Below are 13418 nucleotides of genomic sequence, written 5' to 3' on the forward strand. Positions count from 1 at the left end.
TTGGGCAAGCCTAAGTTGGCTAAGCAGATGTCGATTCACTCCAAATTGGCTCATTCAGAGTTGAATCGGCCTATGTTGACCTTAAACCAGCTAGTCATTCAGTTTGAAGACAAGACAGCCGTCAGTATCGATAAGCTGTCTTTTCACCATGGTGAAAAAACGGCCATTATTGGTCGCTCTGGTTGCGGTAAATCAACCTTAATCAATCATGTTTTTGAACAGCTTAAGCCAACAGCTGCATTGTGCTCTCAACGGCAGGGATTGGTTGAGAATTTAAGTGTATTTCATAATATTTTTATGGGGGCGCTAAATCAGCATAGTTGGATATACAACCTTGCTAACCTTGTATCTCCATTTAAAGGGCCTCGGCAAGCCATACAGCAAATTGCAGATTCACTAGAACTCGATTGCCCTCTGTCTCAGCCCGTGTCTTCGCTTTCGGGGGGCCAAAGGCAGCGTGTAGCGCTTGGGCGCGCCCTTTATCAGCGTCAGGCTCTGTTTATTGGCGATGAAGCTTTCTCGGCACTCGATCCTGTGATGGGACAGCGCCTATTAACTCAGGTTTTGGCTAGCCATGAAACTGTTATCATGGTTTTACATGATATGGACATGGCATTGACTCATTTTGACAGGGTTATCGGCCTACGAGAGGGCAAAAAAGTCCTCGATATCGATGCCAAGTATCTCGATCTTAATACTCTCGAGGCCTTCTATCAAAATAGCTCTGATACAGACACTGCTGGTGGCGTCAATGTGGGCGACAAGCGTGTTAATGAAAAGTCTGAATCTCCCCAAATAGAGCCACTTAACAGCGTCGTTAAGCGTTATTAGTTTGCCAATACACCCCCCCGTAATGCCACGCCTATTTCCTTTTGTAGGTTACTGGAAAAAAGTGACCTTAGCGCTGTGGGCTGTTTCGCTGCTGTGTTTTTATTTTGCCGATACCGAGGTGATAGCACTCGATCCATGGAGTGAATTGTTACTGATAGGCAAAGGCTTTATTGCGCCCGATTTTTTTGCTACCGAATACCTGATTGAAGCGCTGTGGCAAACCGTGAGTTTTGCACTATTGGGAGTGATTATCGCATTGGTGTGTGGGGCGCCACTGGCTTTGGTGTATCACAAACCCTTTATCGCTGCGATGTGTTCGTTTATTCGCTCAATTCATGAGATCTTCTGGGCGTTACTTTTTCTACAGATCTTTGGCTTGTCACCACTTACTGGGATCTTAGCTATCGCACTGCCTTATGGCGCGACGTTTGCGCGAGTATTCAGTGATATCTTGCAGCAAGCGCCTACAACAACATTGCAAACTTTACCTTATCGAACCGACCGAATTAGCCGTTATCTCTATGGAAGACTGGCCCATGTGTTGGTGCCCGTACGCGCCTATGTGCGCTATCGGTTTGAGTGCGCATTAAGAAGCAGTGCTGTGCTGGGCTTTGTGGGGATGCCAACCTTAGGTTTTTATTTAGAGACGGCTTTTCGCCAAGGCCATTATCACCAAGGCGCAGCGCTGCTGATGCTGTTTATCGCCTTAATTGGTACCATCCCTTATTGGTGTAGAGTCAAGGCGTTACCGGTTTATTTTGTACTGGCAATATGGGCGCTGCCTGAGATGCCAAATATCGATGGCGCATTGATTTGGCGTTTCTTAAGCCAAGATATTTTACCGCCAATGTTTCAAAACCAAATGTTCCAAAGCGAGATGTTGCAAGCCAGTACAATGAGTAGCAGCGAGGTGTTTAGCCAGTTCTTTGATTGGTTAAGCAAGCTACTAACAGATCAAGCGCTACCAGGAATTATTGCGACCTTATTGTTAGCGCTAGCGGCTCTCGGGTTGAGTCATGTTTTAGCCCTAATTGGCAGTGCCATTAGTGACAAGCGTCTGAGTGGTGGCGTGGTAGCGAGCGTAAATCGTTTGTTGTTACTTATTTTAAGGTCGGTGCCTGAGTATATCTTGGCCTTCGTGTTTATGTTGCTGCTCGGTCCGTCGATGTTACCAGCCATATTGGCATTAGCCATCCATAATGGCGCGCTGATAGCGTATCTCAGCATTAGGCATGCCGATAACGTGGCTTTCTCAGCACATTTTACTCATCGAATCGACGGATATGGATTCGAAGTTATGCCAGCCATATATCCGAATATGATGGCACTGCTGTTTTATCGCTTTGAGGTGATTTTAAGAGAGACTGCTATTTTGGGGATGCTTGGCATTGCCACTCTGGGATTTTATATCGACAGTAATTTTGCGGAAATTCGTTTTAACGGCGCCTTAGTGCTGATGTGTGTTACCGCTTTAGTGAATATATTGGTCGACATTTTGAGTCGGCGGTTACTGTATTCAAAAGACAAAAGCCAGCTAGGCTGCGCACATTAGTCACGTCAGCCACAGATTCATTATCTCGCTTTCGAAGCACACGAACCGCTTTATGAAGCGCAAACGGTGTCCATTTAAGAAGACTGACTAGCTAAAAATTCTACGCTGATTACGTTTTTTAATGATGCCGTTGCCGCACCAAGCTGCAATTAGTGTAAAGGCGATAACACCCGCCATAATCGCACTCAAGCGATACCAAGGCGCCTCAGCAATAATTCTCATCTGTACATATTCAAAGCTACTCACGCCCCACACTAGAACTGCAGAAATGATAAGGCCTAGTTGCAGTAGTCGAGTCGCCCAGCTGGCTTTAATAAACAATAGCAAGGGGCTAAGGGCAAAAGCGACACAAGCCGCGTTTTGGCCAAAACGTAAAAAGTGTGCGCCAATAAGAAGATAGGCTAAACAGATGAGCAGAATTCGCCACCACATAACAAGTTACCTTATTTATTTTTTATAGTGGATAGAGCTTACGTGAAAGCATAAGGGGTATTCTATAGGCGGCTTCACAATAATGAGAATTAGCCTGTTAGGAAAACTTGAGCTGTGACATTAGAGTAGGGCAGAGCTGGACTGATTAGCTTGGCGTACTTGTGTAATTTCTTTGCAATAATTAGCGCTTTGGAAAGCGTCAACCTTACCCCAATATGCTCAGCGTAAGCTACATCGTTTCTGGATAAAAACCATTTAGAGTGCAAGTTCTAATCACGCCGCGTTGATTAGAATAAGTTTCATGGTTTATTCTGCCCTCTAATTGGAACCGACTTTTCTATCTCTTTTAGCCTCAGTGATTTAGGGCTATGGGGGCAGTGCATGGCTATAGGATTTAACTTTACACCCATCTTCGCGATTAGCCCTGCGGGCAATATCTTCATTGAGGCATCTCAACTTCCCATTAAATCAATAGCAAGAGATACTCGATAAACGCTCATTCTATTCTGCAAGTAAACTCTCGAGGAGCATACGTTCACCTTCAATCAAGATGTTGCCATTCAAATATAGTCACCCCTTCATGCCCCCGATGTTTTTCAAGATAGTTAGCAGACTCCTCAGAGTAATGGTTTCGCGGTTAGTCAGTTACTTAGCTTTATCAATGTCAATGATGAGTCGCAACTACCGGAATATACATTAACTTTTGTTTGATATTTGAATAGCTCATCCAAACGGACCATTTATTGAACATAAATACCTGTATGTTAATTAGGCACTCCTGGTTGGAATTCCAACAGGGCGGCAGGGGCTGTAATCAGTGTTTAACAAACAGTGGCACAAAGCTACTGCCACAAGGCGTTACTTAATTCGGAACTAAACCAACACAAGGGAATTTACATGTCTAGTCAAGAAACGTTCAAAGCATTTACTTCACAAGTTGAATCTGTCGTTAACCCATTTTACAGCTTCAATCAATTGGTCAGCAAAAACATAGAAACGCTTTCAAAGATCCAGCTAGAAAGTGTTCAAGCTTACAGTACGCTTGGAAATGAGACTCTGCAAAGCTTAGCGAATATTAAGCAGCCTCAAGATCTTGCATCACATAGTACAAAACAGATGGAAGTGATGAGCAAGTTCAGTCAACAGTTGCTTAAAGATGGACAAAAGCTGTCTCAGCTCAGCCAAGACTTCAAAACAGCTGCTGACGAATTGGCTGCATCTTCTATTCCTGCGACAAAAAGTGCGTAAAGGGTAATAGTGTGGCGTGCTGCTTGGCTAAGAACTGCACGAGCAAAAGTGCGTCACCTTTTTATTAGTTTTAATTTGCCACTAAGGACGCCATCATGGAAAGTAAATCGCCCTTTCAAGACGCGATCGACAATGCAATGCAATTTGGCCAAGCATGGATGGATAGCTTCGGGCAGTCGGCTCAATCCTCTATCGTAGAAACACAAGCGGAAGATTGGGCACAATGGATGCGCTCATCGGTTGAACACCCTGTTAACTCTATTGAACAACAAATGGATTGGTGGGGGCAACAAGTCAATCTATTTAACGATTGCATTATGAGCAGTCCCGCAGAAAAAGAGACAGATCGACGATTTAAAGACCCTGCGTGGAATGAACAGGCACTTTATAAATACATCAAAGAAAGTTATAAGTTGGCTTGTAATAATATTCAAGCATCAATCAATAACACCGAAGGGCTAGATGACGAAACTCGTCAGCGATTATCCTTTTTTTCTCGCCAGTATCTTAATGCTATGTCACCGAGCAATTTTGTTGCCACCAACCCTGAAATAATGAAGCTAACCATTGAGAGTAAAGGCCAAAACCTAATTAAAGGGCTAGAGCAACTTCAGCAAGATTTAGAGCAAAGCGTCGATACCTTGAATATTCGCATGACAGATAAAACGGCTTTCACTGTAGGAAAAAATATTGCCACAACTCCTGGTAAGGTTGTCTTTAAAAACGATCTGTTTGAACTTATTCAATATCAAGCCACAACGGAGCAAGTGTACAAACGACCTCTGCTTGTTGTACCGCCATTTGTGAACAAATTTTATATCATGGATCTAAGCCCTGAGCGTTCTTACACGCAATGGCTAGTGAGCCAAGGGCATACAGTATTTATGATCTCTTGGGTTAACCCCAATGCCGAGATGGCAGCAACTGATTTTGGTGACTACGTTACTCAGGGGGTTATCCTTGCGTTAGATGCAATAGAAGCTGAAACCGGTGAACGTGAAGTCAACGGTATTGGTTATTGTATCGGTGGGACACTGTTAACTGCAGCAATGGCTTATTTAGCCGGCAAACGCCGCAAGCAAAGAGTCAAATCAGCAACCTTACTCACCACCATTCTAGACTTTGGCCAACCTGGCGAACTTGGTGTGTTCATCAACGACCCACTGATTAGCAGTATCGAAGCGCAGAATAATGCTCGTGGCTACATGGATGGACGACAGATGGCTGTGTCATTTAGCCTGTTAAGGGAAAATAGCCTGTATTGGAATTACTATGTGACCAACTACCTTAAAGGCGAAAGTCCAGTGGCGTTCGATCTACTTCATTGGAATTGTGACAATACCAACATAACTGCTGCGACACACAATCAGATATTACGCCAAATGTACCTTGAAAATAAGCTGAAGGAACCTGGTGGCATCACAGTTGATGGCGTTAAAGTCGACCTGAGTAAAGTTAAGTCTCCGTGCTATTTCCTCTCCGCTATTGAAGATCATATTGCAGTCTGGGAAGGCACTTTTCGTGGTACAGAGTTACTCAATGGCGATAACACCTTTGTGCTGGCCGAAAGTGGCCATATTGCAGGACCCATGAACCCGCCAAGTTCTAATAAATATGGTTTTTGGACCAATAGCGATAATGCGCAGAGCCCGGCGAAATGGCTGGCTGAGGCGGATAATCATTCTGGTTCTTGGTGGCCCCACTGGCAATCTTGGGTCGATGAACGAAATTTCTCTGACAAAATAGCAGCACGTTCATTAACTGGGAAGTTAGATGCTCCGGGGGAGTACGTAAAACAACGAATCGAAGATGTGATAGCACCAAAAGAGGAGGTACGCCATGACACTTAAAGTGGGCCAGAGCTCGATGATTGAAAAATGCTTAGATCAACAATCTGTAGTACAGTTTGCATCGTTAGCTGAGGATTATAACCCTGTGCATTTGGATGCCAACTTTGCTGCCAGCACACCGTTTGAACGTCCAATCGTTCACGGTATGTTAGCATCCAGCCTTCTCTCAGGATTACTTGCATCAGAACTACCTGGCTCAGGCACCATTTACCTTGGTCAGACACTAAAGTTCGTTTGTCCTATCTTTGTTGGTGAAACCATTACCGCTAAAGTAGAGGTGAAACATATCCGCGAAGATAAACCCATCGCCACCCTAACAACTCAGGTCTTCAATCAAGACGGTAAGCTTGCCGTCGATGGCGAAGCAACTGTCAGATATATCGTTGGCTAATATAGATTAACAGCGACATCCACAATTGTTAGCTACTTCAGTATTTGGGCTTTAACCCAGCAAGAACTGAAGACATTCAACATAAATGGCACTATTAATTTTTATTATGACAAATAACTTAGCGAGCAATAAGTCGCCAAAATTTTTGAAAGAGCAGGATTGCTGATTTTACAAATTTTGGCGTTGCTCGCTCTCTATTTCAGATAAGGTTCAATAGGGCAAAATTAGAGGGGGGCACAAGCGGTTCACTACGAAGGACACTGAAGGCACGAAGAACTCAAACTACTCAAGCCGTTTGAGTTTTTTATCTTCACCTTGGTGCTCATCGTGAAAGCATAGCGCTTCGTGGTGAGCTTCACGCTTTGTGAGTAGCCACTCTAGCCCCATTTGTAAGTGGTAAGCAAAGCCGCTTTGGGACCTTACAAAGTTAAAACGCGAAGCATTAAATCTAAAACTAGAGTCGACCCGATCACTTCTGCGCTAATGCTTCACTCAATTTTTGCTTATCTTCATCGCTCAATTCAGCCCGTTCAATTAGGTCGAGAATATCTGAGCTATTCGGTTTACCTTGGCCTTGAATGATAAGTACCCGCGAGGCTTCGCCATTGAGTCCGTGGCGCTCTAATTCCAGTTCGGTTATTTGCTCGGTGAGCACTTCGATATCATCACCAAGATTGTCTATATGGACCTCAAACTCGCCTTCATTTTGTTCAAAAATCACTTCCAGCTCGCGAGCTTTCTCTTCTAACTCTATAGCCTTAGATTCAAGTTTCATAGCATGAACTTCAATTGCAGCTTCTTTACTGCTTAACTGCTGATGCAGCTTCTCAAGCTTTATTTTAATGGCTTGCTCAACTCTAGGGTCTAGTGGTTGCCTCGGATTTGCTGCATGTCGTTGGACTCGTTCAAGCATCTTCGCAACGGGCTTTTGTACCTCTTTAGGCAGTTCACTGATTTTCTGTTGAACGTTCTCCTTATTACTGAGCTCTTGAGTTGTAAATGACATTTCATAGGGAGTGCCATCTTCGCCATCGACAACAACTGTGACATGGGTGATATCGTTTTCATCGGTATTAATCTTGGTGATCAAGCTGTGGCTATTTTTGTCAATAACTTGGGTTTTATCGATAGCCTGAGTTTTATCAATAGCCTCGATATCGGTGGGGGCGCTAGAGGCCAGTTGAGATAGGGTTAAGCAGCCTGCTACTACAGCGATGGCGATTGGTTTTAAGTTCATATTGTTCCCCTTTTAATGGTATTCGTCGTGATTGACTTGCCAAGATTTTCACTTTCAAGAAGTGCGAAGATTGTGCCAACTCTTTGAAATTCAGTCTTGTAGGGCTTTGGAGTTGATTAGGATTATCGGTCTAGCAAGCTGTTGTAAATAATATTACGGATATGGGAAGGTCACTTCCTGATATGAGGATATTGATTCGATTTATGTTAGGTTTATCCATGATTAGCTTGAGTCGGTTATGAGTTTTTGAGAATGAAAGCCGCTTTTTTGCACAGGACAGCATAAGATTGGGCGGCCTAGAGTTTTGGTATCAATCTTGTATAAACAAACGGGTTAAGAGTCTTGTACATATAAGATATGCTCGAATTGAAATAGGGAAATAAAATAAGAATTATGTCGATAAAACGCTACGTGTTTATGCTATTTGGTGCGTTAATCCTATTGCTGGCGATGAGCCAGCTATTTGTGGCGCAGTATTTTAAGACTCAACTACAGGCAGAGCTTGAGCAAAGCTCAAAAAGTTTATCAAAGAGCTTAGTCAGCGTGGTAATTGAGAACGCTGCAGAGCTTGAACGCATGGAGTTTTCATTTCCACAGACGCCAGCTAGGGTCGCTGAGCTCATGCCCAAAGCTGAGGTGGATAGCATCGATTGGGTTGAGAGCAGTGAGCTGATAAACGAAAGGTTTGAGCATGAGGTTGAACGGTTGACTGACGAGGCTGAGCAGGAGATTGATATCCAGCTAGATAGCTTAAATAGTGAAATCGATCAGCTCGCGTTTGAGCTTGCTAAAGGTGTGTCCGAGGGAGGGAAGTCACAACTTAAAAGCGATGCATTTAAGACAAAGCAGAAAGCATTGAAAGAGAAAGTGCAAGCCTTGTTAGAAAAAGAACGGGTGCTATTGGAAAGCAATCGCGAGAATATGCAGCAACTGCGCAAGCAAGCGGCGCGAGAATATCAGCAACGAGTAGAGCGGAGTCTAGAGAGTATTGAGATCCATACCGATGAGTGGCTTAAAGAGGGGCGAGTCCTCATTGTTGAGGGGCAGCACAGTAATGGCGGATCCATTGAGCAGAATGAAGAGCGCAGTGTTGACTTACCCAGTGGTGGTACAAATCATCTTTTAGAACGCTTTAGCGAATCGGTTTTGCTAGCCATTCTTATCACGAGTGTGATGGCTCTACTACTGGCCTACTGGCTTAGCCACCATGTGACAGGGCCCTTGAGTGAGCTGGCTGGTGGTCATCAAAAATTGGCAAAGGGCGAATTTGGTGTGCAACTTAAAGAGCAAGGGGTTAAAGAGTTAAAGCAGATCTTAACGGGTTTTAATCGCATGAGTCTGGCATTAGCGAACTTGAGTAAGAAAGAGCAACAGATGTCGCAGCAGCAACACTTGGCCGATCTTGGTCAAATTACCCGGGGTATTGCCCACAGCTTGAGAAACCCGTTACATACTTTGGGATTACTCTCAGAGCAGAGCACTTGCAGTGAAACCTTGGCCGAGCGCGAGAAACTTAATAATAAGATGCAGCAGAAAATTGCCTTGATGGATAAAAGCATTCAGTCGCTGTTGACGCTTTCGAGCCATGAGGTGGCACGTGACAAAGCCATCCCGTTAAACGCCATCATTCAAGATGTACTTTTGGAGTTATCGATCACCGGGATTAAACCGAAAGTCATGTTTGACCCACAAAGCATTAAGCTTTTCGTCAATGGAGCAGAGTCTGAGCTTAGAAGTATCTTACATGCGGTGATGATTAACGCGGTAGAAGCCGATCCGGATGCTAAGCAGATAAAAATCGAGTTGACTCAAGATGTGAATGCCAAGAAAGTCATCATTACCGATTGGGGCAAAGGGATTGATCCTTTGGTTAAGACGCAGATGTTTAAGCCTCATGTTACCACTAAAACAGAAGGCTCGGGCATGGGGATCTATATCGCGAAGCGCTTAATCGAGAGCCACTATGATGGCGAAATCCAGTTTGATGACAACCCCCAAGGAGGCACCATCGTGACGCTTATCTTTTGTCGTGGTGAACCAGGGCCTGACTCAAGCGCCAAATCAAACATAGACTCAAACTCTGACTCAAACAGAAAGCCTTCGTATCAAGGTAAGGTGAAACCATGAATAAAGCGCCGTTACAGATCTTAGTGGTGGAAGACGAGCCCGATCAACGAGAGTTAATTTGTCAAATACTTGCCTCGAATCAATATCAGATCACCAGCGCTGAAAGCGTTGAAGAGGCGATTTTATCAATAAAGTCGAGTGTACCGGATCTGGTTTTTTCTGATTGGAAGCTTGGACAGTTAACAGGGATGGATCTGCTGACATACGTAAGACGAGAGCACCCCGATATGGGATTTATTATCGCCACGGCTTACGGCACTATTACCCACGCGGTGGACGCCATGCAAGCAGGGGCAGATGATTACCTGTCAAAACCTTATCAACGTCAGTCGTTACTGATGGCTATAGATAAGGTCGCTAAATCGTTAACGTTAAAACAGCAAAATCGACGTCTAGCATCAGAGCTATCTCAGCAACAGGAGCTCGTGGGGCTAGTGGGTAAGGCGCCGTGTATGCAGAAGGTTTATGCTCGAGTACAAAGAGTGAGTGCCACCGACGCAACGGTGCTAATTGGCGGCGAGAGTGGCACAGGTAAAGAGCTAGCGGCTCGGGCCTTATATCAATTATCGAGTCGTCAACATAAGCCGTTTGTCGCTATCAATTGCGGCGCCATTCCCGAAACTCTTGCGGAATCAGAGCTCTTTGGCGCAGAGAAAGGGGCATTTACTGGTGCCAATACGCTGAAAATCGGTAAGCTTGAGGCGGCTAATGGCGGTACTATCTTTCTCGATGAAATAGGCGAGTTACCTCTGTTACAGCAGACAAAGTTGCTCAGGTTTTTACAAGAAGGCGTGATTTCTAGGCTAGGGCAAAACGGTGAAATTAAGTTGGATGTTAGGGTCATTGCCGCGACCCACCGCAACCTTAAAGAGGAAGTCGAGAAGGGCAACTTTAGAGAAGATCTATTCTATAGGCTCAACGTGGTCCCCATCGATATGCCACCACTGAGAGAGCGCAAAGAAGATATTGGCCGGCTCATAGAGCATTTCTTAAAAATTCATGCAGGTCAGTATGGCGTCGAGGCAGTTAAGTTAAGTGCGGAAACCATGAAGTCTCTGCTCGATTATCCTTGGCCGGGCAATGTGCGAGAACTCTCTAATCGAGTTGAACGTTTCGTATTACTGGCAGATGAGCAAGAGCTGGTGGCCGAACTGGCGTCAGGACTGGTCGCGATTAATCCGAGTCAGTTTGTGCTTCCTGAGGCGGGATTTGAGTGGGAAGCGTTTGAGAAAGACTGCTTACAGCAAGCGATGTCGCGCCATGAGGGGAATCGAACCCAAGCGGCAAAGCAGCTAGGCTTGAGTTATAAAGCGTTTTTGTATCGCTTAGAGAAGTATCAACTAGTGTAACCTTTAGGTATGAGCCGCTTATCATAGCGGCTTGTACTAAAAGTTAGTGCTAAAGGTTAGTGCGATGTCACGAGGCCAGAGATAATCATCAGGGCCACCCCTATAAACACCAACCCAGTGACGAGATTAATTAGCGGACTGACCTTTTTCATTTTAAGCTGAACTCTGGGCTTCGACAGCACTATTGCAATAAAACTGAACCAGATAAAGGATAAGGAAAACAGCAAGAAAGCCGCCATGCTCTTGGTGGAAAAGCTAACCTGAGGTGTAATAAGGGTTGAAAATAGGGTGATAAAAAACACTAAGGCTTTGGGATTCAAAATATTGGTATAGAGCCCCTGCATAAAGCCTTTATAAGCGGTTACTCCTTCCCCTTGTACACATGTCTCAATCGATACTGGATCTTGCCAGTGTAGCCATGCCGATTTTATTGCGCCAACGCCCATCAAGGCTAAATAACTGGCACCAGCTAACTGAACGATGGTGAATAAAACATCTGAGCTTTGAATGATAAGACTAACCCCAGTTAAACTAAGCAGGGTGTGCCCAAGAATCGCTACTGCTATGCCAAATGCTGAGGCAACGGCTGCCACGCGAGACTCTTGAGTCGCGAGGCGAACCACTAAAGCAAAATCTGGCCCAGGGCTGGCTAGAGCAATAAGGTGTATCATGGACAGTGATATAAGTAATTGAAATTCCATCTGAGACCTAGTTGTTTAATTTGCTACTGATTAATTGCGGAGTGACTAAAAGTTCGAGCAGCTTTAGTGCAGAATTTAGTGCAGTGAGGTTTTATTTAACGCTGCTTTTAGAAATTAACACGATTGCTATCATTCAGCCCGTGAATTGTCGCAAGAATTCACCCATAATATAAACCGATTTTTCTGCCAACTACCATCGGAGTGTAGAACGTGAAAGGACAGATCCTAAGAGAAATGAAGGTGCTTAACGCTATTGACCCTGGTTTCGAAGTTCAAAGGCGCGTCGCATTTATTAAGTCAAAGCTTAAGCAATCAAGTACCTCCACTTTAGTCTTGGGTATTAGTGGTGGTGTAGACTCTTCTTTAGCGGGACGCTTGTGTCAACTAGCCGTTGATGAGCTCAATAGCGACGCCAGCGGTAACCATTACCAATTTATCGCGGTTCGTTTACCTTACGATGTGCAAAAGGATGAAGATGAAGCTCAGTTGGCTTGTCAGTTTATCCAACCTTCAAAGCAAGTCACTGTGAATGTGAAGCAGGGGGTGGATGGTGTTCATTGTGAAACACTAGCGGCTGTTGAAGCTGCGGGTATCGCGTTACCCGAGGCCGATAAAATCGACTTTGTTAAAGGCAACGTAAAGGCAAGAATGCGTATGGTTGCCCAATATGAGATTGCGGGTCTAGTTGCAGGTTTGGTGGTGGGAACCGACCATAGTGCCGAAAATATTACCGGTTTTTATACCAAGTGGGGCGATGGCGCCTGTGATTTAGCGCCTTTGTTCGGTCTTAATAAGCGTCAGGTTCGCCAGCTTGCCGCATTCTTAGGTGCGCCAGATAAGTTGGTTATCAAGGCGCCTACAGCAGATTTAGAAGAGAACAAGCCTCAGTTAGAAGATGAGGTTGCCCTGGGGTTAACCTACGAGCAGATTGATGACTTTTTAGAGGGTAAAGAGGTCAGCGAATTTGTTAATGACAAACTGGTTGGGATCTACCGCGCCACTCAGCATAAGCGTGAGCCAATTCCAACGATTTACGATTAACATTTCCTACTTCTACAATAAATGGCGCTTCGGCGCCTTTTTCATTTTCAGCCATAAACGCCTTTTTGCAGTAGGTGGATGCTTACTTTTAGCCTTTACTGGTTTGTATTTTAGGATCAATTCAGTGGCGGAAGATTTAATGCGGCTCTTAGTATATTAATCTGTAGGTTTGGAAATTGACGGTAGTCTAAGTAAGGACAAAGGTAGATTTCTTGGTGTGTGTGCTTGCTAACATAATTTGAGTTTAGGGCTATTGGCTTGAAAAGCTCTGAGTTTAGACTTAACTTCAGAGCGCTTTGTTGACCACAAATAATGTGTAAACTGGCATTGGGGTTTAGCTTATTGCCATTAATACTGATACATTCATCTTGTTTTAGTAGTAGGTGATCGCGGTAATACTTCCAGTTTTTATCGGTAACAGACAATTTTGCCATGATGGTTAAAATTTTTCGCCAGTGATTGCCGTTTGCCTCAATAAAGTGCTGTACTGCATTGGGGGCTGTATGACTCCAATTGTCGGGAAGAATAGGTGGTGTCGGTAGGTAGAAGCAGGTTTTTGCGCCATCGAAACCAATTATCTGTTTATTTTTATTCAATTTTCAGCCTATCTTTACCGTTTCGGCGTAAGAGTGTGTAATTTATCTTATATTACATTGCTT

Annotated in this window: 12 protein-coding genes and 1 pseudogene; 8 read left to right on the top strand and 5 right to left on the bottom strand. The window is 44.4% G+C overall.

What is annotated here, in order from left to right; translation table 11 throughout:
- The first annotated feature begins 27 nt into the window (after nucleotides 1–27).
- Nucleotides 28–831: an ATP-binding cassette domain-containing protein gene (locus SPEA_RS09185; protein ID WP_049767998.1), complete on the top strand. Its 804-nt coding sequence runs from the start codon at nucleotides 28–30 to the stop codon at nucleotides 829–831.
- 22 nt (nucleotides 832–853) lie between these two features.
- The gene (locus tag SPEA_RS09190; RefSeq protein ID WP_012154992.1) at nucleotides 854–2383 is read left to right on the top strand and encodes a PhnE/PtxC family ABC transporter permease; all 1530 of its coding nucleotides are present in this window, start codon (nucleotides 854–856) and stop codon (nucleotides 2381–2383) included.
- Between the two features lie 87 nt (nucleotides 2384–2470).
- Here the strand turns inward: SPEA_RS09190 and SPEA_RS09195 are convergent, their stop codons facing one another.
- On the bottom strand, nucleotides 2471–2815 hold the full coding sequence (locus tag SPEA_RS09195) for a hypothetical protein (RefSeq protein ID WP_012154993.1): 345 nt from the start codon (nucleotides 2813–2815) through the stop codon (nucleotides 2471–2473).
- A gap of 399 nt (nucleotides 2816–3214) precedes the next feature.
- A pseudogene (locus SPEA_RS23500) lies at nucleotides 3215–3382 on the bottom strand (alpha-amylase family glycosyl hydrolase); the annotation flags it as partial.
- A 330-nt stretch (nucleotides 3383–3712) separates the two neighbouring features.
- Here SPEA_RS23500 and SPEA_RS09200 point away from each other — a divergent pair.
- From SPEA_RS09200 to SPEA_RS09210, 3 genes are all read left to right on the top strand, one after another.
- A complete protein-coding gene (locus tag SPEA_RS09200) occupies nucleotides 3713–4063 on the top strand; it encodes a phasin family protein (RefSeq protein WP_012154994.1) in 351 nt (116 codons plus the stop codon).
- A 95-nt stretch (nucleotides 4064–4158) separates the two neighbouring features.
- Nucleotides 4159–5913: a class I poly(R)-hydroxyalkanoic acid synthase gene (gene phaC, locus SPEA_RS09205; RefSeq protein ID WP_012154995.1), complete on the top strand. Its 1755-nt coding sequence runs from the start codon at nucleotides 4159–4161 to the stop codon at nucleotides 5911–5913.
- On the top strand, nucleotides 5903–6304 hold the full coding sequence (locus tag SPEA_RS09210) for a MaoC family dehydratase (RefSeq protein WP_012154996.1): 402 nt from the start codon (nucleotides 5903–5905) through the stop codon (nucleotides 6302–6304). Before phaC ends, SPEA_RS09210 begins: the two co-directional genes overlap by 11 nt.
- 469 nt (nucleotides 6305–6773) lie before the next feature.
- On the opposite strand, the gene SPEA_RS09215 is transcribed toward SPEA_RS09210, so the two are convergent.
- Complete coding sequence (locus SPEA_RS09215; RefSeq protein ID WP_012154997.1) at nucleotides 6774–7541, bottom strand: hypothetical protein; 768 nt, start codon at nucleotides 7539–7541, stop codon at nucleotides 6774–6776.
- Nucleotides 7542–7934: 393 nt separating this feature from the next.
- Here SPEA_RS09215 and SPEA_RS09220 point away from each other — a divergent pair, with 393 nt between their 5' ends.
- Together SPEA_RS09220 and SPEA_RS09225 are read left to right on the top strand one after the other, a co-directional pair.
- Nucleotides 7935–9668 (top strand): sensor histidine kinase, encoded by a 1734-nt coding sequence (locus SPEA_RS09220; protein ID WP_012154998.1) that lies wholly within the window; start codon nucleotides 7935–7937, stop codon nucleotides 9666–9668.
- A complete protein-coding gene (locus SPEA_RS09225; protein ID WP_012154999.1) occupies nucleotides 9665–11017 on the top strand; it encodes a sigma-54-dependent transcriptional regulator in 1353 nt (450 codons plus the stop codon). The genes SPEA_RS09220 and SPEA_RS09225 overlap by 4 nt, the downstream gene beginning before the upstream one ends.
- A 56-nt stretch (nucleotides 11018–11073) precedes the next feature.
- On the opposite strand, the gene SPEA_RS09230 is transcribed toward SPEA_RS09225, so the two are convergent.
- Nucleotides 11074–11718 carry a LysE family translocator gene (locus SPEA_RS09230; RefSeq protein WP_012155000.1) on the bottom strand — a complete coding sequence of 215 codons (645 nt, stop codon included), beginning with the start codon at nucleotides 11716–11718 and terminating at the stop codon, nucleotides 11074–11076.
- A 210-nt stretch (nucleotides 11719–11928) separates the two neighbouring features.
- Here SPEA_RS09230 and nadE point away from each other — a divergent pair, with 210 nt between their 5' ends.
- The gene (gene nadE, locus SPEA_RS09235) at nucleotides 11929–12759 is read left to right on the top strand and encodes an NAD(+) synthase (protein WP_012155001.1); all 831 of its coding nucleotides are present in this window, start codon (nucleotides 11929–11931) and stop codon (nucleotides 12757–12759) included.
- A gap of 116 nt (nucleotides 12760–12875) precedes the next feature.
- Here the strand turns inward: nadE and SPEA_RS09240 are convergent, their stop codons facing one another.
- Nucleotides 12876–13355, bottom strand: a complete 480-nt coding sequence (locus SPEA_RS09240; protein WP_012155002.1) for a DUF6942 family protein — start codon at nucleotides 13353–13355, stop codon at nucleotides 12876–12878.
- Nucleotides 13356–13418 lie beyond the last annotated feature (63 nt).

The sequence above is a fragment of the Shewanella pealeana ATCC 700345 genome (genome assembly GCF_000018285.1).
In the GTDB taxonomy this organism is placed as follows: Bacteria; Pseudomonadota; Gammaproteobacteria; order Enterobacterales; family Shewanellaceae; genus Shewanella; species Shewanella pealeana.

Bases quoted from the DNA above. Each gene is read 5' to 3' on its own strand.
- SPEA_RS09185 (WP_049767998.1), top strand. From the start codon at position 28: ATGTCGATTCACTCCAAATTGGCTCATTCAGAGTTGAATCGGCCTATG.
- SPEA_RS09190 (WP_012154992.1), top strand. From the start codon at position 854: ATGCCACGCCTATTTCCTTTTGTAGGTTACTGGAAAAAAGTGACCTTA.
- SPEA_RS09195 (WP_012154993.1), bottom strand. From the start codon at position 2,815: ATGTGGTGGCGAATTCTGCTCATCTGTTTAGCCTATCTTCTTATTGGC.
- SPEA_RS09200 (WP_012154994.1), top strand. From the start codon at position 3,713: ATGTCTAGTCAAGAAACGTTCAAAGCATTTACTTCACAAGTTGAATCT.
- phaC (WP_012154995.1), top strand. From the start codon at position 4,159: ATGGAAAGTAAATCGCCCTTTCAAGACGCGATCGACAATGCAATGCAA.
- SPEA_RS09210 (WP_012154996.1), top strand. From the start codon at position 5,903: ATGACACTTAAAGTGGGCCAGAGCTCGATGATTGAAAAATGCTTAGAT.
- SPEA_RS09215 (WP_012154997.1), bottom strand. From the start codon at position 7,541: ATGAACTTAAAACCAATCGCCATCGCTGTAGTAGCAGGCTGCTTAACC.
- SPEA_RS09220 (WP_012154998.1), top strand. From the start codon at position 7,935: ATGTCGATAAAACGCTACGTGTTTATGCTATTTGGTGCGTTAATCCTA.
- SPEA_RS09225 (WP_012154999.1), top strand. From the start codon at position 9,665: ATGAATAAAGCGCCGTTACAGATCTTAGTGGTGGAAGACGAGCCCGAT.
- SPEA_RS09230 (WP_012155000.1), bottom strand. From the start codon at position 11,718: ATGGAATTTCAATTACTTATATCACTGTCCATGATACACCTTATTGCT.